The organism is Mycolicibacterium tokaiense, assembly GCF_010725885.1.
GTDB lineage: Bacteria > Actinomycetota > Actinomycetes > Mycobacteriales > Mycobacteriaceae > Mycobacterium > Mycobacterium tokaiense.
The window spans coordinates 2,474,096-2,495,169 of the sequence record NZ_AP022600.1 but is presented as its reverse complement, the minus strand read 5'-3'; the positions used below and the strand labels follow the sequence as shown (position 1 = coordinate 2,495,169).

Genomic DNA, 21,074 nt, shown 5'->3' with positions numbered 1-21,074 from the left:
TTTTCATCATCGGTCAGCGCACGTGGATGTGCCTGTTCAATCGCGCAAACCGGTCCAATCGGCCGTCGTGCCGGTCACGGTGGTCACCTGCTCGAGGAAACGGCGCACCTTGGCCGGGTCCTCGGATCGCTGCCAGCCGAACGTGGTGGGACGCTGCGCCCGGTCGTGCCAGAAGTGCCCGGGTCGCGACGACGGCCGGGTGGCCACCAGCCACACGGCGGTGTCGGCGCCATCAGAGGGGTCGCGCAGCAACGGCCGGGTCACCTTGTCGAACGTCGGCAGGTACTGGGTGACGCCGGGGGTGCCGGCCCACCCGGGGTGCATGCTCTCCACCCGGATGTCGGTGTCGGCCAGTCGCTGCGCCCAGGCGTCGGCCAGCACCACCTGCATGCGTTTGGTGCGGGCATAGGCCTTGGTGCCGGTGTAACCGGTGCGGAACTCCAGATCGTCATCGACCAGCGGTGCGGTGTACATCCCACCCGAGGACATCCACACCACCGAGGCGCCGCCCGCGGCCCGCAACAGTGGCAGCAATCCCTCGGTCATCAGGTGCGGACCCAGCACGTGCGTCGCCAGTTGAGACTCATGCCCTTGTCTGGTCTCACGCCGCTGCGGCGGCATGGCGCCGGCGTTGTGCACCAGGCCGCGCAGGGCGGGGATGCGCGCGGACAGATCAGCGGTCCAGGCCCGCACCGCGTCGAGGTCGCCGACATCGCAGATCTCTTCGATCACCTGCGCTCCTGCAACGGCGCCCCGGATGGCCCCGGCGGAGGCCGCCACCTTGGCCTCGGACCGACCGACCAGGTGCACCAGGGCACCGAGCTCAGCGAAGCGCCGCGCCATGGCCTCCCCGATGCCCGACGTCGCACCGGTGACCGCCACCCGCTGACCCGCCAGCTCCGCAGGGGTCGGGTCAGCCGCCCACCAGTGCCGACGCAGGGCCGAGCCCACCTTGGTGTAGCCCAGGACCACCGACCGGTCCAGCGCCGCGTCCACCACAGCGGTCACATGCATGAGCGGAGAGGTAACCACCGGTGCCGATCGTCAAACCCGCACGGCGCGCTTGTCGTACGGTGCGAAAACGTCGATGACGTCGATCAACGTCGCGCGCGCCGTTTCCCGGGGGCTGCCGGCGTTGTCCACCAGTGCGGACACCACCGCTCCGTCCACCGCGCACACCAGCGCAGACAGGGTCTCCCCCCGGGCGCACCGTCCGCAGCGTTCCAGCACCTCGCCCACCGATTCGGTGCGTTGCTGCAGGATCCTGCGCTGTACGCCGCGCAGCGCGGGCTGGCGGGCACAGGCGATGTAGCGCTCGTACCGCGAGATCAGCTGGTCGCCGCTGGGGTTGTCGTCCACCAGCAAGTCGACCAGGACGTCGACGGTGGCCTCGGGGCCCCGCCTGCGTCGCGACAACCCCTCGATCTGCCCGCGCATCGCGGCCGCTTCCACCAGCCCGATGTGTTCGACGGCGGCGACGATCAGGTCGTCCAACGACGCGAAGTAATAAGTGGTCGACGCCAGCGGCAGTCCGGCGCGGCTGGCGACCGCACGGTGGCGGACAGCCTCGAATCCGCCTTCACACAGCAGTTCGGCGGCGGCGCGCACGAGCGCGTACCGCCGACGTTCTCCTTTCGGAGTCACCGCTGCCGTCACGGTTTGTATGCTGCCAGCCACCCTGGCCACGCTGGGCCTTTTCGCTCAAACCAACCTGTGGATGCTCTTCTGCTGGTGCGGTGGTTAGATGGCCGCCATGCCTGAGCTGAGCCGGCGCACCGTTCTGCGACTCGGGGCCTCGGTGGCGGCGGCCACGGCCGCCGGTGCCCTGGGCGCGCCCGCCGCGGGGGCGGCTCCCGCGGCGCCCACCATGGTCACCGGATCGTTTGTCTCGGCCGCCCGCGGCGGCGTCGCCACCAACTGGGCGATCGCGCGCCCGCCCGGGCAGACCGCTCCGCTGCGACCGTTGATCGCCCTGCACGGCAAAGGCAGCGATGCGGCCACGGTGATGGCCGGCGGAGTCGAGCAGGGCCTGGCCCAGGCCGTCGATGCGGGACTGCCGGCGTTTGCGGTGGTGGCCGTCGACGGTGGGGGAACGTACTGGCACCGGCGCGCCTCGGGTGAGGACGCCGGCGCCATGGTGCTCGACGAGCTGATCCCGATGCTGTCCGCGCAGGGCCTGGACACCTCCCGGGTGGGATTCATCGGCTGGTCCATGGGTGGGTACGGAGCCCTGTTGCTGGGCTCGCGGTTGGGCCCGACCCGTACTGCTGCCATCTGCGCAGTGAGCCCGGCGCTGTGGACATCGTCGGGTGCGGCAGCTCCGGGGGCGTTCGATTCGGCCGACGACTACGCGGCCAACTCTGTCTGGGGGCGCCCGGCACTGGCCTCCATCCCGATCCGCATCGACTGCGGCAACAGCGATCCGTTCTTCGCCGCCACCGGTGAGTACATCGCCCAGCTGCCCACCCCACCGGCAGGCGGGTTCTCTCCCGGCGGGCATGACGGCGCGTACTGGAGTTCGCAGCTGCCTGCCGAGATCAGTTGGATCGCACCACTGTTGGCCGCGTGATGATGTCCGGGAGGTTGGCCGGCAAGGTCATCGTCGTCGCGGGGGCCGGCGGGATCGGTGACGCGCTGGCGCGCCGGTACGCAGCCGAGGGCGCACAGGTGGTGCTGGGCGATCTCGACGCCGACCGGGCTGCCGCCGTGGCCGCTGAGATCGGCGGTGTGGGAACCCATCTCGACGGGGCCGACGACGACTCGGTGGCCGCTCTGGTGGCGCTGGCGGTGTCCACCCACGGACGGCTGGACGGCTTCCACGCCAACTACGCGAACTTCGCCGACGGGTTGTCCACCGCCGGGGTGGATCTGCCGCTGGAGGACTTCGACGCGGTGATGAACACCAATGCCCGCGGCTATTTCCTGTGTTCGCGCCACGCCGTGCCCGCGCTGGTGGAGTCCGGCGGCGGCTCGATGGTCTACACCTCGTCGGCGCAGGCCAGCACCGGCAGCCCGGTCCGGGTGGCCTACGGGATGAGCAAGGCCGCCGTGCACGCGTTGATGCGCACGGTCGCGGCGCGGTACGGGTCGAAGAAGGTGCGTGCCAACGCCATCACCCCCGGCCTGATCCTGCACGACAATCTGCCTGCGTTGCCCGAGAACGTCGCCGCGTCCGCGAAGGCCCTGGCCGCCATCAAGCACCGTTTCGGTGCGCCCGAGGACATCGCCGCCATGGGCGCGTTCCTGATGTCCGACGACGCCGCGTTCGTCACCGGTCAGGTGCTCGCCGTCGACGGCGGCGTGACGATGCGCCCCTGACGGCCGTCACACCAGGATCACGTCGACGCCGTGGCGGCGCAGAGCCTCCACCTCACCGGCATCGGCAGCGGAATCGGTGACGAGCTTCGTCACGGCGGAACTCGGTGCGATCGGGGCGAATCCGCGCCGGCCCACCTTGCTGGAATCCGCGACCACCACCACCTCACGCGCACGCTGCACCATGACCGCACCCACTTCGGCGACGAGTTGATGTGGGGTGGTGAGTCCTTCGTCGGCGGTCAGCCCGTCGCAGCCGATCACCGCGACCTCGGCGTTGATCCGGCCCAGAGTGGCCACCGCCTGCGGGCCCACCTGGGCCATGTACGCCGGTAGATAGACCCCACCGACCACCACGAGGTGCGATTCCGGCCAGGAGCTGACTTCATTGATCACCGGCAGTGAGGGAGTGACCACGGTCAGCGTGGCCTGGGTGCGCTCGTCGAGCGCCGCGGCCACCTTTGCGACCGTGGAGCCGGAGTAGAACAGTGCGCTGGTCTTGCCGACCAGAAGTTCGGCGGCCGCCCGCGCGATGCGCGCCTTGGCCTGGGCATTGCGGCGCTCGGATTCCCAGTACACGCGGGAGGTGGCGGCCGTGCGCGCCCGGGTGGCACCTCCGCGAACCCGCGACAGCAGGCCACGTTCGGCCAACGCGGACAGGTCGCGACGCAGTGACATCCCCGTCACCTGAAACTCTTCGGCCAGCTCCTTGACGGATACGAAGTCCTGTTCCTGCAGGCGCTCGAGGATCAACCGCCGACGTTCGGCCACACCGCTGCGACCTTCATCCACATCGTCGTCATCGGCGTCGCCGCCGGCGCCCGCTGCCACCACGTCACTCCGTCTCCGAGATCACCGCTGATCTGGTTTGTGTTCGAAACTTGTTCGTTTGCACAGTCTAGACGGTGGGTCGACTGCGGTGGAGCCGGCGGGCGCCGGCGGGCGATCAGATAGCCGGCTCGCCGGATTCGACTGTTCGGGTTGAACTTTGACCCGAGTTCGCGGCGTGCTGGGGCAGGATGCCAATCTTGTGCCGCTGGACGGCCAGGTAGTAGATCAGGCCGGCGCCGAGCGCGATGACGACGAACAGCACGCCACCCCACTGCAGGAACCACTGGAACGGCGGGGCGGGGTTGTAGATCGATTGCCGCGGCCAGGCGATGTTCACAATCATCGCAACACCCCAGACCACCGCGGCCACTGCGACAGGCACCCCCCACCTGCCAAGGTGGAAGAACTCGGGCTGGGTCACCCACGTGCCACTGAGCCGACGGCGGGCGAAGGATGCCGCCACGATGGTGTAGGCCACCAGGGCCAGCACCACCGTGGTGCTGGTGACGACGAGGAAGATCTGCGGCTGGCGGATGTTGAGGATCAGGATCGCGATCGCGACGACACCGGTGATGACCGCAGTCAGCACCGGGGCCTTGGTGGTCTTGTTGACCCGGCCCAGCCGCTGACTGGCGGGCAGCGCGTTGTCGCGGCTCATCGCGAACATCATCCGCATCGCGCCGGTCTGATTCGCCAGGATGCAGATGAAGATGGCGATCGCGACGCAGGTGAGCATGATGCCGCCCAGGGTCTCGCCCAGCACGCTCTGCACCACGTAGGGCAATCCACTGACCGACAGTTCCTCGGCGTTGAGGTCGCTGGTGGCCATCAACGCTCCGAGCATCAGCAGCGCGCCGCCGATACCCGCGGCGAACAGTGCCCGCAGAATGGCGCGGGGGCTGTTGCGGCGGGGGTTGACGGTTTCCTCACCGAGCGATCCGGCGGTGTCGAACCCCCACATGATGTAGCAACCGAGCAGCAGCGCCATGAGCATCGCGCCGGGAAGACCCAGACCGTTGTCGTCACCGCGCCCCAGCGACTCGAACACCACCTGCGGCCCCCGCTTGGCGGCGGCGAAGAAGAACACGATGAGGAAGACGGTGGCGATCAGCTCGACCACCACGCCGACGTTGTTCACGAACGACACCACCTTGGCGCCAAGGGAATTCAGCACCGTGGTCAACATGATGAAGATCGAGCCCAGGATGGCGCCGTTGGTGGCGGCGTCGTACGGCCCGCTGCCGTCGCCGTAGATCCAGAACACGTCGGAGATGGTGGGCAGGACGAACTGCATGGCCAGCCCGACGCCGGCCGTCGAGACGATCAGGGCCAGCGTCAGGGACAGGCCCGCTATCCAGGAGGGTCCCCGGCCGCCGATCTGCTTGCTCCAGTTGTACACCGAGCCGGCCATCGGATAGTGCGTGGCCAACTCGGCGAAACACAGCGCGAACAGCATCTGCCCGGCGAACGCGATCAGCCACGTCCACCAGAAGGCCGGGCCGGCAACACCATAGGCGAAGAAGAACAGCTGGAACGCGCCGGTGAGGATGGAGATGAAGGCGAAGCCCGCGGCGAACGTGGAGAACGAGCCCAGCGTTCTGCGCAGCTCCTGTTTGTAACCCAGCCGCGCCAGATGTTCCTCGTCGGATCGCGCGCTGCCGGAGATGTCGTGACTCATCGAGTGCCCCTTCGTATTTCAAACACCACCACAGATCGTGATCGGATTACCGACCTTGCAGAAAAGTGAACAACTAATGAGATCAAACGTCAACCAAAAATGTTCATATGAACATGTTTTCTCTGTAAACTCGGGGTCGCCTGTTTCACGCCCACAGCCGACAACGGCCCGGCGCCACCACCGTCAGGTGATGCCGCCGGGCCGTGGGCCAAACACCGCTCAGTGCAAGGTGATCCAGATAGTCTTGAGTTCGGTGTACTGCTCCAGAGCCTCGAGGCCGTTGTCACGGCCGCCAAACCCCGACATCCGGTAGCCCCCGAAGGGGGTGGTGATGTCACCCTCGCTGTAGCCGTTGACGGCCACCGTCCCGGCCCGCACACCGCGGGCGGTCCGCAGTGCCACGTCGATGTCCTTCGACCACACGGTGGCGGCCAGCCCGTACTGGGTGTCGTTGGCCAGCTCGAGTGCCTCGGCGTCGGTGTCGAACGCCAGCACCGCGACCACCGGGCCGAAGATCTCCTCGCGGGCCACGCTCATGTCCGGCCGCACCTCGTCCAGCACAGTGGCACCGACGAACCAGCCACCGGTCTCGGTCAGTATCCGCTCGCCACCCGTGACGATCCGTGCCCCATCGGCGCGGGCCGCGTCGATGTAGCCCAGAACGCGGTCCAGAGCCGGCGATTCGATCAGCGGTCCCAGTGACGTCTGATCCGCCGTGGGTTCGCCGGCCACCCGCTTCTCGGCCTCCCTGGCCAGCGCCGCCACCAGGTCGTCCTTGATCGAGCGGTGGACGAGGATGCGGGATCCGGCACTGCAGTTCTGCCCCGCGTTCCAGAACGCGGCCTCGGCGAGATCAGCGGCAACGGTCTCGATGTCGTCCCGGCAGTCCGGCATCACGATCTGCGGGCTCTTGCCTCCGCACTCGAGCACGATGCCCTTGAGGTTGCTGTCCGCGGAGTACCGCAGAAACGCCCGACCCACTTCGGTGGAGCCGGTGAACGTCACCATGTCGACGTCCATGTGAAGGCCCAGCGCCTTGCCGGCGATATGGCCCAGCCCGGGCACCACGTTGAACACCCCGCGCGGAACGCCGGCCGCAAAGGCCAACTCGGCGAGGCGCAACATGGTCAGACTGGCCAGCTCGGGTGGCTTGATCACCACGGAGTTCCCCGTGGCCAGGGCCGGGCCGATCTTCCAGGCCAGCATCGCCATCGGGAAGTTCCACGGCAGCACTCCACCGACCACCCCGACCGGCTCGCGGACGATGAGCCCCAGATGGTCCTCACCTGTCGGGGACACCTTGCCGAACACCTTGTCGGCGGCCTCGGCATACCAGCGCAGGGTGTTCACCACATCGGGGATGTCGAAATCGCGGCAGTCGGAGATGGGCTTGCCCGCGTCGATGGATTCGGTGAGCGCCAACTCCTCGCGGTTCTGCTCGATCAGATCGGCGAAGGCGAACAGGATCTTCTTCCGCTCGCCGGGCGCCATGCGGCTCCAGTCGCCGCGGACGAACGCAGCGCGGGCGCAGGCGACGGCGCGGTCGATGTCCTGGTCTGCGCAGGAGGCGACGGCTGCGATCAGCTCCCCCGTGGCCGGGGACAGGCTGTCGAAGGTGGAGCCGTCGGCGGCATCGACGAACTCTCCGTCGATGAAGGCCTGGGTTCGGACGGAGGGAGGAAGGGCAGGTGTCACGGTGGGTCTCTTTCTGTCGCGAGTGCGGTCAGCGGGCGAGATTCGGGAAAACGTTGCCGCGCACCTGGGTCCAGTGTTCGCGGAGTTCGTCGTAGCGCCCGGCCCGGCCCGGATCCGGGTGCACGGGCGGGGCGAGTTCGAGGACGACAGCCAAGGCCTCCTCCTCGGAGGCGAACAGGTCGGTACCGAGACCGGCGAGTATCGCGGCCCCGATCGAGGGTGCCTCCACCCGCAGTGACGGGGTGATGGTCTCACCCATGACATCGGCCTTGATCTGATTCCACAGCAGACTGCGGGCCTCCCCATCGGAGATGGTCATCGGTCCCAGCCGGTGCCCGCGGTCCCGCAGCACGCCGAGCAACCCCGGGTACTGGTAGGCGATGCCCTCCAAGGTCGCCCTGGTGAAGTGCGCGTGGGTGTGGTGACCGCCGATGCCGTAGTACACCGCCCGGGCGGTGTCGTCCTGGACCGGAACGCTGGCACCTTCGACGTAGGGAAAGCACAGCAGTCCATCACTTCCGGGCGGCACGTCTGCGCCGGCGGCGATCAGCTGCTCGTAGGTGCGGTTCTGGCCGAACACGCTGCGAAACCACCGCAGTGTGGTGCCCGTGCCGGTGGCCACCATCTCGTGCAGATAGCGTCCCGGCACCAGGTGCGGCATCAGCCCCACCAGGCCGCTGGGGTCGAAGATCGGTTGGTCGGCCACCACCCGCCAGCTCATCGACGAGCCCGTGCCGATACTCACGTCACCGCAGTTCACCACACCGGAGCCCAGCGCGGCCGCAGGGTCGTCGCCACCGCCGGCCACCAACACGGTGCCAGGGAGCAGGCCGACGACGGCGGCGGCGGACCCCAGGGTTCCGCGCGGTTCCCACGGCTGATACTTGACCTCTGGCAACATCTCTCGCGGAATACGAGCATCGTCACACGTCTGCTGACTCCAGTCGCCGGTGCGCCAGTCGTTGAGCAGACTGCGGGTCGGACTGCTGGGGTCGGTGCCGATGTCGCCGGTGAGGCGGTAGGCCAGGTAGTCCTTGGGTTGCAGTGCGTGCCGGGCACGACGCCAGACATCGGGCAGGTGCCGCTGCGTCCAGACCAGGTTGGCCAGTACCAGACCGGGAATGGGGTGGGTGCCGCTGCGCTCGACGAGGGTGCGCCGGCCCAACCGGTCGTACAGTTCGCTGGACTCGTCCAGATCCCGGCGGTCGGTCCAGTGGATGCACGGGGTGAGCACTTCGCCGTCCTCGTCGAGCAGAACGGCGATGTCGCGTTGTCCCACCAGACACAGCGCGCACACGTCCGCGGCCGAGACCCCCGCGGCAGCAAGTACTTCGGGCACCGCCGCAGCCAGCGCCCGCAGCCAGTCATCGGGGTCGTTCTCCGCCCAATCCCGGTGCGGACGACTCAGCGGATAGGTGCGCTCGGCCACCGCGACCACGCCGCGGTCAGGGTGCACCAGCGACGCCTTGAGGGCCGACGTCCCGATGTCGGCCCCCACCACGTACCCGCTCATGAGGCCGGCTGGAACTCCGGCGCGGGGATCGGGTCGGGCGCCGGCAGCGGCTCGGGTGCACCTGGGAACTGGGCCCGGAAGTAGGAGGCGATCCACTCCACCTGCGGCGCAGGCAGTTCGGGGACCTCGCCGAACTGGCGGGCCGACAGGTACACTTCGCAGGCGCCCTCGACCACCGACGCGGTGTGGAAGGCGTGCTCGAGGTCCGCACCGATGGCCAGCAGTCCGTGGTGAGCCAGGAAGGTGGCACCACGATCCCGCAGGTACGGCTCGGTGTAGGTGTACATCTGGTCGGTCTCGGGCTGGGAGTACGGGGAGGTGTACACCGCGCCGCCGGTCGCCTCGCACAGCCCCGTGAGGATCGGCGGGAGGGTCCAGCCCAGGGTGGCGAACGTCATGACGGCTTTTCCGTGGGTGTGCACGATGCCACCGATTTCCGGCCGGTTCTTGCAGTAGAGCGTGTGCATGGCCACCTCGGACGTCGGCTTGCGACGCCCGTCGACGAGGTTGCCGTCGAGGTCCACGATCGCGATGTCCTCGGGCTCGAGCAGGTCGTACTGGGTGGAGCTCGGGGTGCAGGCCAGCAGCTCCGGCTCCTCCGGGATCCGGATGCTGATGTTGCCGGCGCACGAATACACCAGCCGCTCCATCTGGAGCTTGCGCGAGTAGATGATGACCTTCTCGCGGATTTCCTCGAATTTGACGGTGCCCATGTGTACCTCCTGGTTCAACTGTTGGTGCGGGTTGTGGTGCGGATGGCGGTGACCAATCCGGCAAGGGTGATCGCGGCGGCCGCCGCGGTGATCGCAGGCTTGGCCAGTAGCCGACTCAACGCCGGGACGTCGGCGGCGGTCACCTGTACGGTGGCCGGCCACGCCCCCATCACGCCGTCGATGCGGATGCCGCCGTTGCGGATCCGGACGCTGCGCGGTTCGAACGGCAGGTCGCCGATCGGTGAACTGACCTTCATGTGGCGACTTTCTGTGTGGTGATCCACTGGCGGACGGCGTCGCGGGCGGCCGTGACGCGTTGATCGAATCGCTGCGGCGCCACCGGTTGGTGACAGGTCACGGAGTCGCTTGCGGCCAGTGCTCCTTCGATGTTGCGATTCGGTCGGGGATCGGCGGCCAGAACCACAGCATCGCAGGGGATCTCGCGCTCCTCGTCATCGCTGTACCACCGCAACGCCCGTACCCGGTCGTCACCCACGATGCGGTGTCGTCGTCCATCGGCCGGCACCGCGAGCACCTCGGAGCCCAGCCGGCGCGCCTGGGCAGCCACCGGCTTCGACCAGGGTCCGTCGCCGAGGATGACAACCCGGTCCCAGAGCTTCACTCCGGCGTGGAGGAGGTGTTCGGCCACGGTGGCGGGCAGGACTCCGGCGGGCCGGTCACCGTCGGCCCCCAGATCGGACAGCGTCGCCGGGCGCAGGCCGCCGGCGAAGAACAGGTGATCGCCGGTGTGGCACGTGAACGATCCGGGCCCGGCCACCGTCAACCGGCGTCCGTCCCAGCGCAACGCCGTCTGCCCGAGTTCGAAGCGTACGCCGTCGGCCACGAGTTCGTCGGTGAGCCGCCGCACTGCCCGGCTGCTCCACCCGGCTGCACCTCCGGTCACCGGAATCCGTTCGACAACAGTGACATCGGCGACCGTGCGCAGCTCGGCAGCCAGACCCAGACCACTGGGGCCGGCGCCGACCACGAGATAGGAAGGGCGGGTCATCGGCCGATCGTCCCCCGGGTCGTCTGCTTGACGGTGGCGGGGCCGGTGCCGGTCTTCTGGGCGGTCATGAACGAGATCCCGGCCGAGCACAGCGACCCCTGGCACCGCCCGTACGCCGCACCGGTGCGTTTGCGGACGCCGTCCATCGAGGTGGCCGGGACCGGACCGGCGAGTGCCCGGTTGATCTCGGCGGCGCTGACATGTTCACAGGCGCAGACGATCTGACCGTAGAGCGGATCAGTCCGGATGAGCGTCTCCGGTTCGTCGCTGACCCGTACGCGCGGATTGGGCGGCAGCACCGCGGTCGCGTCGTTCCTCTCGTCGGCCGGCAGTCCGGCCTCCCGCAGCAGTTCCAACACCATGTCGGCGGCGGCGGGGGAAATGCTCACCCCGGCCGACCGGTCCGTGCAGTGCAGCAGGTTGGGCACCTGCAGGTCGAACCTGAGCCTGAACTGCTCGTCACTGGCCGGGCGATTTGCCGCGAAGGTCTTGATCACCATGTCCCGGTGCAGGGCGGGAACTAGTCGGCGCGCGCTGTCGATCAGCGCCTCGACGGTGGCTACGTCCGTGCTCGTGTCGCGAGGATTGTCGTGATCGGTGGCGGTAGGACCCAGCAACGCGGACCCGTGCGTGGTGGGGACGACGTTGATGCCCTTGGTGGTGGCGGAGTGCGTGCAGAAGACGATCTTTCGCAACCGACCGGCGAAAGCCCGGTCCACAACGGCGTACTGCCCCTTCCTCGGCCAGTAGTCCAGCGGTTCGCCCCCGGCCATCCGACTCACCGCACCGGCGCCCACGCCCCCGGCGTTGACGACGTACCGCGCGCGTACGGTGCCGGTCGGGGTGTGCAGCGAGAGCACGCCGCTGTCGGTCCGGTCGATGCGGGTGACCGGTGAGCTCAGGCGGATCGAGACTCTGTTGACCGCAGCAAGATTCGCAAAGGCCGAAGTCAACGCCATGGGATCGATCACGCCCTCGTCCGGCATGAGCAGCCCGCCCACGCAGGACTCGGTGACCAGCGGTTCGGTCTCGCGGACCTCGCGCGGGCTCAGCAGTCGTCCGCGTACCCCGGTCGCGGTGAGCTCACCCAGGGTGGTCTCGAGGGTGGCAGCCTGCTCGTCGTCGAGCGCGATCATCACCGCGCCGAGGCGGCGATAGGGGACGCTCAGCCGGGTGCAGATGTCTTCCCAGCGCGGGCAGCTCTCGTTGATCAGGGCGGTCTCCACCGTGCCGGGTGGGCCGTAATAGGACACGGCCACACCGGCATTGCCCTTGCTGGCCCCCTCGCACACGTCGCTTTCGGCTTCCAACAACACCACCGTGGCCGACGTGGCGCTCAGCCTGGCCGCGACGGCCGTCCCGAGCACTCCGCCGCCGATGACAGCCACGTCGAACATATCGGTGGAACGGACCGTGGCGGGATGGCTGCTCATGAGCATCCATCCTCGACGAGGGCCCGCCGACGCGCAGCATCATTCCATCGCCCCGAACAGTGCAGACACGTTGTCACCGAGCTTGCCGACCTCACCTTTGAACGTTCACGAACGTTTCCTTTGTGTGCAAATGATCATCGCACAGCCACGTTATGAACGTCAAAGGCTAATTGAGAAGCGCGAACCGCACCCCGCTCGTTTCACACAAGCGGTTCGCGCCGGCCGGCCGCGGTGCTGCGGTGTGACTGAGAGTGGCGCAGACCCGGCAGCGACCCGGCAACGGAGAAGTACCTCTGCCCCGCGACCAGGGGATCTTCGGTTCCGAGGTCCGAGTGATCCCGCTCGGGCTTACGCCGAGCCAGGCACTGGGCATGCAGCCGGTCGAAGTCGACCCGCTGCTCCCAATCGACGGCATTCGTTCCGAAAGTTGCGGTTGTCATGGCATTTCCCACTTTTGTACTCGATGTGCGGCCACGTCAGCGCGCGAGCTCGACCTGGCTGGTCTCCCGGGACCGCAACACTGCGACGAGCCCCAGTAGTGCGCACAGACTTCCCCAGAGCCCCGGCGACGCGGCCCACCCCGTCGATGCGATCAACTGCCCGCAGATGTAGGGCCCGAAACCGGCAGCGGCGATTGCGCCGAGGTTGAAGCTCAGCGCTGTTCCGGTGTAGCGCACCCGGCCTGGGAACCGCTCGGCGAACGAGGTGTACACCGATCCGGCCACCACGGGCTCGATCACCGCGAACACCACCAGAGCGGGGATCAGTTGCCACCAGTTGGTGCTGGCATTCACCACAAGGAACAGCGGGACCGAGAGCACGAGGTAAGCCGCGTATCCCACCTTGATGATCGGAAGCCGTCCCCTCCGATCGCCCAGCTTGCCCATCACCGGGAACAACAGCGCGGTCGCCAGCAGGACGAGCCCCAGGACGGTGTAGACCTGCGCCGGGGGAAGGTCCTTCACCGTCACGAGGTGAATCCCCATGTACACCTTGACCAGGAAACTCGGTCCGAGCACTGCAATCGTCATGAAAGCCATCCGGATGACGTCGGCCCATTGGGTTCGCAGGACATCTCGGACAGGTGTTCTGGTGACCTTGGCGTCGGCCACCATCGCCTTGAACTCGGGAGAGTCCTCGAGCCGCAGACGCAGGAACAGGCATGCCAGGGTGAGCGGCAGGCACAGCAGGAAGGGCGCTCGCCAACCCCATTCTCGCATCTGATCGGCATCGAGACTGGCGTATGCCAAAGCAACCACCAACGCGGCGGAGGCGAAACCCAGGCCCGCACCGAAGACCGGAAGCGAGCCGTAGAGCCCGCGGCGGCGTTCGGGTGCCATTTCAACGATGTAGGTCTGGGCGCCGGCGAATTCACCTCCTGCCGAAACGCCCTGGAGAATCCGCATGACGAGCAACAACAGCGGAGCCACGAGACCGGCCTGGGCGTAGGTCGGCAGTACACCGATCAGGGTTGAAGCGCCGCCCATCAGGAAGATGGTGGCCAGCAGGATGCTGCGCCGCCCGACTCTGTCACCGAGCGCACCGAAGATGATGCCGCCAAGCGGCCGAGCGAGGTAGCCACCGCCGAACACCGCAAGAGCGGCCAGCGTTGATGCCGTGGGATCACTCGAGGGGAAGAACAGCGGAGCGAACACCACGGCCAGGAATCCGTAGATGGTGAATTCGTAGAACTCCACGGCACTGCCGGCGAGGCTGGCGACGGCAGCACGCCGCAGGGTGGTGTTGGGTGTTCTGGTGGTCACGGTCATGGCGTGCCTTTCTCGTCTTTGGGCGGACACGTGTGGTCTCAGAGGGTCAGATTTGAGCAGAAGAGTTGTGGCACACACTGATTGATGGTGCCCACCGCGGAATCGGGGAAAGCCCGGAAGGCAGTCGCAGACTCTTGCTGTAGCCGAACTCGTGCAGGGTCTCGAGTGCATGCTCGCGGCCGAAGCCGCTATGGCCGACGCCTCCGAAGGGTGTGCCGACAAAGGCCCTGTTGTAGTGATTGACGAACACCATGCCCGCTCTGATCGACCGGGAGACCCGCATGGCACGCTCGCTGTCGGCCGTGAAAACTGCTGCCACCAGCCCGAACTCGGTGCCATTGGCGATGTCTACCGCCTCGTCCTCGGTATCGAAAGGAATCAGGCACGTCACGGGCCCGAAGATCTCTTCCTGCGCGATGCGCATACCGGGGGTGACATCGGTGAAGACCGACGGTGCCACGTAATGCCCGCCGGCGAGCCGCGGATCAGCGGGGATTGCCGCCTGGGCGAACAGCGTGGCCCCCTCTTTGACGCCGATGGCCAGATAGTCCTCGACACGCCGCTGATGCTCGGCGGTCACTAAGGGACCCACGTGGGTGGCCGGATCAGCACCGTCGCCCACCCGCAGCCGGCGTACCGCCTCGGCCATCCGTTCGGCGACCTCGGAGTAGATCTCGCGATGGATCAGGATGCGAGACGCAGCCGTACAGGCCTCGCCCTGATTGAAGAAAGCACCTTCGACAGCCCACGGGATGACCGACTCCAGGTCAGCGTCGGCGAAGACGATGAACGGGTTCTTGCCGCCGAGCTCCATCAGTGTCGGCGTGAGATTGTCTGCAGCAGTCCGCAATACGGCTGCTCCGGTACCGGGAGCGCCGGTGAAGGAGATCTTGCCCACCAGCGGATGTCCGGCCAGCGCTGCTCCCACGGCTCCACCACCGGCGACCACGTGCACGATGTCGTCCGGCAGGATCGACCGCGCGATATCGACGACGTGCAGCACCGACAGCGGTGCCTGTTCCGGCGGTTTGATGACGACGGCGTTGCCGGCGGCCAAGGCGGGGGCCAGCTTGCCCGCAGCATGCAGTGGCGGCCAGTTGAACGGGACGATCGCCGCGATCACACCGAACGGTTCCAGCAGCGTCACGTCCACGATCGGCCCGACATCACGGACCGCACCGGGCATCGCCTCACACAGCGACGCGAACAGCTCGAAGATCGCGATGGCCGCTTCGGTGTCGAACCCTCGTGACTGGTGAAGCGGCTTGCCGTTGTCGGAAGTCTCCAAGGCTGCGATGGTGTCTGCGTCGGCACGGATGGCCTCGGCGATTCGTCGCAGATACTGCGCGCGTTCCCGCGGCGGGCGGGCCTTCCAGCGCACGTGCGCCGCATGGGCGCCGCGCACCGCCTCATCGACCTGTGCGGCTCCGGAACCAGCGAGCGTCACCAAAGGCGCTCCGGTGGCCGGGTTGTCGACCACGAAGTGATCGGCAGGATCATCGGACGACCACGGCAGCCGCCGCGGTTCGCTTGTGTTCACGAGGTGTGTGTCTCCTTCTTGATCAGGCATGTCGTGCTGCTGCTGTCTCGACAGTCAGGCCGAGATCTCGCGCGTTGTCCGCGATGATCGCCCGCTGCACCCTTTCGGTCAGGCCCGCGGCCCTGACCTTTCCGATCGGATCGCTGTCCCCCATGTCGAACGGAAAATCCGATCCGAGGACGACCCGTCGTTCTCCCACTGCGTCGACGAGCCGGCGAAGCGCCTCCGGGGTGTGTACCAGCGAGTCGAACCACATTCTCTGCAGGTAGCTGCTGGGCAATTCCCGACAGCCTCGCGCGTCCCGTCGATGGCGCCATGCGTGATCTGCCCGGCCCATGAATGTCGGCAGATACCCTCCGCCGTGAGCAGCAACCAGTCGCAGGTCGGGATGTCTGTCCAGGACACCGGAGATGATGAGGTGCGACAGGGCCACCGCATGCTCAACGGGTTGCCCCACGGTGTTGCCGAAGTACCAACTGTCCAGTCGTGCATCCAGCGTGCATCCCCAGGGATGAAGGAACACCACGGCGCGCAACTGTTCGGCACGATGCCAGAAGGCGTCGAGCCGACGGTCGGAGAGTTCCACGGTGCCGCCGTTCGGATTCGGTGCATGGGAGGAGATTTCGACTCCGCGTAGACCGTGTCCGAGAACGGCGTCCTCGAGAGCCTTCACGGCGCGCTCAGGACACTGCAGCGGGACGACGCCAAGTCCCAGAAGCCGATCAGCCGCAGTGGCGCAGTGCTCGGCCACACCCGCGTTCGTCAGTGCGCTCAACTCGAGTGCCAGATCCGCCTCCGCCCAGGGGTAATACTGCGTCGGCGCGACCGACACCAGTTGCACCCCCACACCCGCCTGATCCATGGCAGCAAGGCGAGCGGCGGGATCGGTCAGCTTGTCCCTGACTTCGGCTGCGGACGACGCACTCTCGGCGACTGATTCGGTACCGAACCGATGCAGTTCCAGCGCAACGGCATTAACGTACCCGTTGCCGGACGCAGCGACAGCTTCCACCGCGTCCAGCCACAAGTGGGCGTGCACATCTAGCGCTGGCGACGACATGGCGCTTCCTCCGATTTCCTGATCCGGTAGACGCAGATCACATCTGCTGGATCAGTGTGCGCCGTATGCACGTACCAAAGGAAGCCAATTCTGCTGATGCAGAGTATTGATGGGACCTATAGTGCGGTCCGGATCTCCTCGAACACCGACCGCAGCCAGAGATGGGCCGGGTCTTCGTCATACATCGGGTGCCACCAGAAGGACTCGACAAGCGGCACAACATCGAACGGGCAGTCCAGCACGGTGAACTCGGGGCGGGGCGCGGCAAAGGCGGCCACCCGCGATTGGAGCATCGCCACGGCGTCTGTCCCCATGATCAGCCTCGGCATCGACACGAAGGAGTCCGCGATGGCACACACACGCGGCACCACACCGAGCAACTCCATCTGCCGCCAGGCCGGCGACCTGTTCACCGGATCCACCGAGGTCGTGACCCAGGGCAGCTCCCTGAGATCAGCCATGGTCAGTTGCCCTTTCACGCGACTGTTGCCTGACCACACGACGCACACCCAACGGTCGGTGTACAGGTCCAGGCGGCGTGCGAGGTTGAGGTAGCCATCGGGCATGAAGGCACCGTCGACCGTACGGAAGTAATCACCTTCGCGGCCGAAAACGGCCGGCGTGGGAGGCAGGAACCTGATCCTCGACGACGGGGCGTCACGCAGGAGTCGCGCGGCCAGGAGCCCGCCCATCACGCTGATCCCAAAATCGGAGGAGACGATCGTGAACTCGCGCTGAGTGCGGTGTGGTTCGAAGTCGGCCTCTGCCGCGAAGACCCGGTCGACTGCCGCGACCGCAACTCCGGTCAGCGGGAAAATCTGTTGCGCAAACGGAGTCAGAACGTAGTGGTTGCCTGAGCGAGTCAGCAGCTCGTCACCGAAATGGCGGCGTAACCGCGCCAGGGAACTCGACAGAGTGGGTTGGCTGCGAGCCAGGCGATGAGCGGCGGCGGTGACGCTTCGCTCGGTCAACAACGCATGGAGCGCCCGCAGTTGCGGCAGATCCAGATCGGTCAGCGATCTGGTGTCCCCACCATCGTCGCTCACAGACTCTCCTTTCCCGGTCCGGGGCGGGCTGCGTCCCATCCTCTCAGAGCACGCCCGACCGGCGTGCCCGGCCGCGCCCGTAGGATGGGCACCCCGATCCGAGGAGGCTGCTGCACATGTCGTTCACACACGTCGTGATGTTCAAGTGGAAAGACGAGTCCTTCGATGCTCAGGCCGTGGCCGAGGCACTCCAGTCCGCGGTCGCCGCCATCGACGGGGTGCAGAGCTACGTCTGCGGACCCGATGTCAACCTCTCCCCCGGCAGCTTCGACTTCGCCGTGGTCGGCACGTTCGACGACCGCGACAGCTTCCTCACCTACCGGGACAACCCCGAGCATCAGCGCATCATCAAGGAGATGATCAACCCGCACCTCGAAAGCAGGAGCGTGGCGCAGCTGGAGAGCTGACTCAACCAGCCCGGTACTGCTCCACAATGGGCGCCAGTTCATCGGGGGTGGCGCCGTGCATGATCACCGCGTCCGCGCCGTAGTCGAATTCCTGGCGCACCCGGCCCACACACTGCGCGGCCGAGCCGGTGGCCGCGGGCTTCAGCCAGTCGTCGGGAATCAGGGTGGCGATGTGCTCGATCTGCTCGGCACTGGCCTTGTGGTCGATGCCGCCGTGAATCGACTGCACCACGGCGTCATCGCGGAATCGTTGCAGCACTGCACGATCCCATCTGTTGGTGTCGACCAGCAGGTCGCCGTAGCCCTGGAGGTAGGTCGCCAGCCGGGCGACGGTCTTCTTCAACCGCAGTTCCTCGGGCAGGTGGTCACCGACGGTGGCCAAGCAGGACCACACCCGCACGGATGCCGGGTCGCGGCCCGCCTCTTCGGCGGCGGCCTTGACCGTTTTCACACTGCGCTGCAACGTCTCCGGGGTGAAGTAGGTGTGCAGGATGACGTCGTCGAAGGCCCGGCCGCCCAGGGCCAGCGTCTGCGGTCCGAACGCCACGATGGCCAGCCGGATGTTCTCGCGGAAGTCGGAATCGAGGAACAACACCGGGTATTTTCCAATGGGACCGTCGTGGTTGAAGATCATCTCGCCCTGCCACAGCCGCCGCATCACCGCAGCGAAGTCCTCCATCTGCGCGGTGGTCACCGCGGGCACGCCGAAGGCCGAGTACAGAGCGCCGATGCCGCGGCCGATGCCCAGGGTGAAGCGTCCTGCAGACAGCCGGTGCATGGTGGTGGCCCACGATCCCGTGATCAGCGGGTGGCGGGTGTTGTGATTGGTTGCGGCGGTGGCGATCTGCATCCGTTCGGTCACCGCGCAGGCGGCACCCACCAGGGATGAGGCCTCTTTGACGTTCCAGCGCTCGGAGATGAACGCCGTTCCGAAACCCAGTTGCTCACCGCGGCGCGCCTCATCCGTCAGCGTCGCTGGCCCCTCGCCGCCGGCGCCCGCCAACAGGTAGTAACCCAGCTCGTCCAGCACCCGTTCCGCCACGCCCAGTAAGCTAGCAGTCCGGCAGCGCGCCCCGGAACGCCTTGATCACATCGGCGACGCGCGGATCGGCCATCAACTCCTCGAGCGTCTGCGGCAGCGGTAGGCGCCAATTCGGGTATTCGTCCACCGTGCCGGGCAGATTCGGCTGCCGGACCTCACCGAGCACGTCGTACGGCGAGATCAGCTTGAGCCGGCTCGACGTACGCGCCAGCAGACGGTGCATGGCCGTGATGATCTCCGCGTCGTCGGGCTGCGCCCCGTCCAGGACGCCCTCGCTGCGCAACAGTTCCAGCCACTCGGCCCGCTCGCGGTCCGCAGTGGCCTGCTCGGCCGGCACGTCGTCGAGCAGGCCCAGCTCGGCCCGCGCCCGCACGTGCTCCCCCTGCAGGAAGCCGGCCGCGGTCGGCAGGTCGTGGGTGGACAGACTGGCAGCCGCGCGTGACGGCCACCGCGACGGCGGCAGCAGCGGCTCCCCCGGTTGCGACTGGTCGCGGGTGAACCAGGACACCGCGCACCCCAGCATCTCGTTGTCGGCGAGGGCCTGGGTCACCTCGGGTTCGACGGTACCCAGATCCTCCCCCACCACGATGGCGTCGGCGCGGTGCGCCTCCAAGGCGAGTACGGCCAGCATGGTCTCGGCGTCGTAGTGCACGTAGGTGCCGCGGTCGGGGGTGTCGCCCGGCGGGATCCACCACAGCCGCCACAGACCGGCCACATGGTCGATACGCAGTCCGTCGGCATGGTGCAGGACAGCACGCAGCATGTCGCGCAGCGCGGCGTATCCGGTGGCGGCCAGCCGGTCCGGTCGCCAGGGCGGCAGACCCCAGTCCTGCCCGCGCGGGGTGAAGTTGTCCGGCGGCGCTCCCACGCTCACCCCCGTGGCCAGAACCTCGGCCAACGCCCAGGCGTCGGCGCCGTCGGCGTCCACCCCCACCGCAAGATCATGCAGCACACCCACCGCCATGCCGGAGTCATGGGCATGGCGCCGCAGACCCGTCAGCTGGTCGGCGCACTGCTGCTGCACCCATGCGTGAAATGCCACCCGAGGAGCCAAATTTCGCCGAGCGGCGGCCACCGCCGGGCTGCCGACGTCACGCAGCTCCGACGGCCACCGGCTCCACCGGCCCCCGTGCCGTTCTGCCAGAGCGCAATAGGTGGCCCAGTCCCGCAACCCCGCCGACGCCTCCGCGATCGCGTCGGGCCGTCCCGCCGAACGCCACAACAGCTCCAGCGCATCACGTTTGGCGGCCCAGACCAGGTCGTGGTCGATGCGTTCGGTGGTGGCGCTGACCCGCAGGGCATCCACCTCGGCGCGGGTGGTGGGGTCGGCCTGAAGATAGGCGTCGAGGTCCTCGATCCGAAGAGCCAGCGGGTTGGCGAACCGGCGACTCGACGGGGTGTAAGGCGACGGCTGCACCGGATGGGTGGGCCCAGGCGCGTGCAGGGGGTTCAGCAGTATCGCGCCGGCGCCGTGCTCACGAGCTGTCCAGTCCAGGAACTCGTGCAGATCACCCAGATCGCCGATGCCCCACGACCGAGCCGAGCGCAGCGCGTACAGCTGCAGCATCCACCCCCAGCTCACCGGCGCAGTCGGCACCTTCGGCGGCGCCGCAACCAGGGTGACCTCCTGGCCCTGACTGGTGTGCAACCGGTACCAGCCGACCGGCAGATCCACCGGGAGAGAATCCTCCACCTCGATCTGCGTTCCGTCCTCACCGACCAACAACCGGGCGCCGGGCACGGTGTGGGTGCCACCGTCGACCCGCACCGCGACGGTGGGGGCGATCATGCCGGCCTGATCGAGTTCAGCGACTTTGGCAAGTTCGCGGCGCCGGTCCGCTTCGGTGGCCGCCTCCACGTCGAGGAGTCCGAGCACGGTGATGATGACGTCGGCGTCGACCTCTACGGGCTCACGCCGCTCGTTGTTGTAGGACGTGGCCACGCCGTGGGCGGCCGCCAGGCGGCGCAGGTCTTCGGGGGCCGCGGAGGCGCGTGGGGCTGACACTGTGCTCCTGTACCCACC

20 protein-coding genes are annotated in these 21,074 nt (G+C 67.6%); 3 read left to right on the top strand and 17 right to left on the bottom strand.

The annotated features are described in order from the left end of the window. Positions 1-36 precede the first annotated feature (36 nt). Both G6N58_RS12005 and G6N58_RS12000 read right to left on the bottom strand, forming a co-directional pair. Positions 37-1,014, bottom strand: a complete 978-nt coding sequence (locus tag G6N58_RS12005) for an SDR family NAD(P)-dependent oxidoreductase (protein ID WP_115278544.1) — start codon at positions 1,012-1,014, stop codon at positions 37-39. Positions 1,015-1,044: 30 nt separating this feature from the next. Beyond that, on the bottom strand, positions 1,045-1,665 hold the full coding sequence (locus tag G6N58_RS12000) for a TetR/AcrR family transcriptional regulator (protein ID WP_115281560.1): 621 nt from the start codon (positions 1,663-1,665) through the stop codon (positions 1,045-1,047). A gap of 79 nt (positions 1,666-1,744) precedes the next feature. Here G6N58_RS12000 and G6N58_RS11995 point away from each other — a divergent pair, with 79 nt between their 5' ends. Both G6N58_RS11995 and G6N58_RS11990 read left to right on the top strand, forming a co-directional pair. After that, positions 1,745-2,569, top strand: coding sequence for an alpha/beta hydrolase (locus G6N58_RS11995; protein WP_115278545.1), 825 nt, complete (start codon positions 1,745-1,747; stop codon positions 2,567-2,569). After that, a complete protein-coding gene (locus G6N58_RS11990) occupies positions 2,569-3,318 on the top strand; it encodes an SDR family NAD(P)-dependent oxidoreductase (protein ID WP_068914910.1) in 750 nt (249 codons plus the stop codon). Before G6N58_RS11995 ends, G6N58_RS11990 begins: the two co-directional genes overlap by 1 nt. A 6-nt stretch (positions 3,319-3,324) precedes the next feature. Here the strand turns inward: G6N58_RS11990 and G6N58_RS11985 are convergent, their stop codons facing one another. The 13 genes from G6N58_RS11985 to G6N58_RS11925 form a co-directional block, all read right to left on the bottom strand. Continuing rightward, the gene (locus tag G6N58_RS11985) at positions 3,325-4,146 is read right to left on the bottom strand and encodes a DeoR/GlpR family DNA-binding transcription regulator (protein WP_163908116.1); all 822 of its coding nucleotides are present in this window, start codon (positions 4,144-4,146) and stop codon (positions 3,325-3,327) included. Positions 4,147-4,261: 115 nt separating this feature from the next. Next, positions 4,262-5,824 (bottom strand): APC family permease, encoded by a 1,563-nt coding sequence (locus tag G6N58_RS11980; RefSeq protein WP_115278547.1) that lies wholly within the window; start codon positions 5,822-5,824, stop codon positions 4,262-4,264. Between the two features lie 219 nt (positions 5,825-6,043). Then, entirely contained in the window at positions 6,044-7,519 is a 1,476-nt protein-coding gene (locus G6N58_RS11975) for an aldehyde dehydrogenase (RefSeq protein ID WP_115278548.1), read from the bottom strand. Between the two features lie 28 nt (positions 7,520-7,547). After that, the gene (locus G6N58_RS11970; protein WP_115278549.1) at positions 7,548-9,032 is read right to left on the bottom strand and encodes a xylulokinase; all 1,485 of its coding nucleotides are present in this window, start codon (positions 9,030-9,032) and stop codon (positions 7,548-7,550) included. Next, positions 9,029-9,745: a class II aldolase/adducin family protein gene (locus G6N58_RS11965; RefSeq protein ID WP_115278550.1), complete on the bottom strand. Its 717-nt coding sequence runs from the start codon at positions 9,743-9,745 to the stop codon at positions 9,029-9,031. The genes G6N58_RS11970 and G6N58_RS11965 overlap by 4 nt, the downstream gene beginning before the upstream one ends. Before the next feature lie 14 nt (positions 9,746-9,759). Next, positions 9,760-10,002: a hypothetical protein gene (locus G6N58_RS11960; RefSeq protein ID WP_115278551.1), complete on the bottom strand. Its 243-nt coding sequence runs from the start codon at positions 10,000-10,002 to the stop codon at positions 9,760-9,762. Beyond that, positions 9,999-10,754, bottom strand: coding sequence for an NAD(P)-binding protein (locus tag G6N58_RS11955; protein ID WP_115278552.1), 756 nt, complete (start codon positions 10,752-10,754; stop codon positions 9,999-10,001). Before G6N58_RS11955 ends, G6N58_RS11960 begins: the two co-directional genes overlap by 4 nt. Further along, a complete protein-coding gene (locus G6N58_RS11950) occupies positions 10,751-12,187 on the bottom strand; it encodes an NAD(P)/FAD-dependent oxidoreductase (protein WP_163908114.1) in 1,437 nt (478 codons plus the stop codon). Before G6N58_RS11950 ends, G6N58_RS11955 begins: the two co-directional genes overlap by 4 nt. A gap of 200 nt (positions 12,188-12,387) precedes the next feature. Continuing rightward, complete coding sequence (locus G6N58_RS11945; RefSeq protein ID WP_147289331.1) at positions 12,388-12,627, bottom strand: hypothetical protein; 240 nt, start codon at positions 12,625-12,627, stop codon at positions 12,388-12,390. 36 nt (positions 12,628-12,663) lie between these two features. Beyond that, positions 12,664-13,956 (bottom strand): MFS transporter, encoded by a 1,293-nt coding sequence (locus G6N58_RS11940; RefSeq protein WP_115278555.1) that lies wholly within the window; start codon positions 13,954-13,956, stop codon positions 12,664-12,666. A gap of 46 nt (positions 13,957-14,002) precedes the next feature. Further along, complete coding sequence (locus tag G6N58_RS11935) at positions 14,003-15,496, bottom strand: aldehyde dehydrogenase family protein (RefSeq protein ID WP_232067830.1); 1,494 nt, start codon at positions 15,494-15,496, stop codon at positions 14,003-14,005. A gap of 22 nt (positions 15,497-15,518) precedes the next feature. Then, positions 15,519-16,556, bottom strand: coding sequence for an amidohydrolase family protein (locus G6N58_RS11930; RefSeq protein WP_115278557.1), 1,038 nt, complete (start codon positions 16,554-16,556; stop codon positions 15,519-15,521). A 116-nt stretch (positions 16,557-16,672) separates the two neighbouring features. Further along, on the bottom strand, positions 16,673-17,602 hold the full coding sequence (locus G6N58_RS11925) for a LysR family transcriptional regulator (protein ID WP_232067829.1): 930 nt from the start codon (positions 17,600-17,602) through the stop codon (positions 16,673-16,675). Positions 17,603-17,718: 116 nt separating this feature from the next. On the opposite strand from G6N58_RS11925, the gene G6N58_RS11920 reads away from it, so the two are divergent. Then, complete coding sequence (locus tag G6N58_RS11920) at positions 17,719-18,009, top strand: Dabb family protein (protein ID WP_115278559.1); 291 nt, start codon at positions 17,719-17,721, stop codon at positions 18,007-18,009. A gap of 1 nt (position 18,010) precedes the next feature. On the opposite strand, the gene G6N58_RS11915 is transcribed toward G6N58_RS11920, so the two are convergent. After that, positions 18,011-19,051, bottom strand: coding sequence for a TIGR03857 family LLM class F420-dependent oxidoreductase (locus G6N58_RS11915; protein WP_115278560.1), 1,041 nt, complete (start codon positions 19,049-19,051; stop codon positions 18,011-18,013). Between the two features lie 10 nt (positions 19,052-19,061). Next, positions 19,062-21,056 carry a 4-alpha-glucanotransferase gene (gene malQ / locus G6N58_RS11910; protein WP_232067828.1) on the bottom strand — a complete coding sequence of 665 codons (1,995 nt, stop codon included), beginning with the start codon at positions 21,054-21,056 and terminating at the stop codon, positions 19,062-19,064. Between the last annotated feature and the right edge of the window lie 18 nt (positions 21,057-21,074).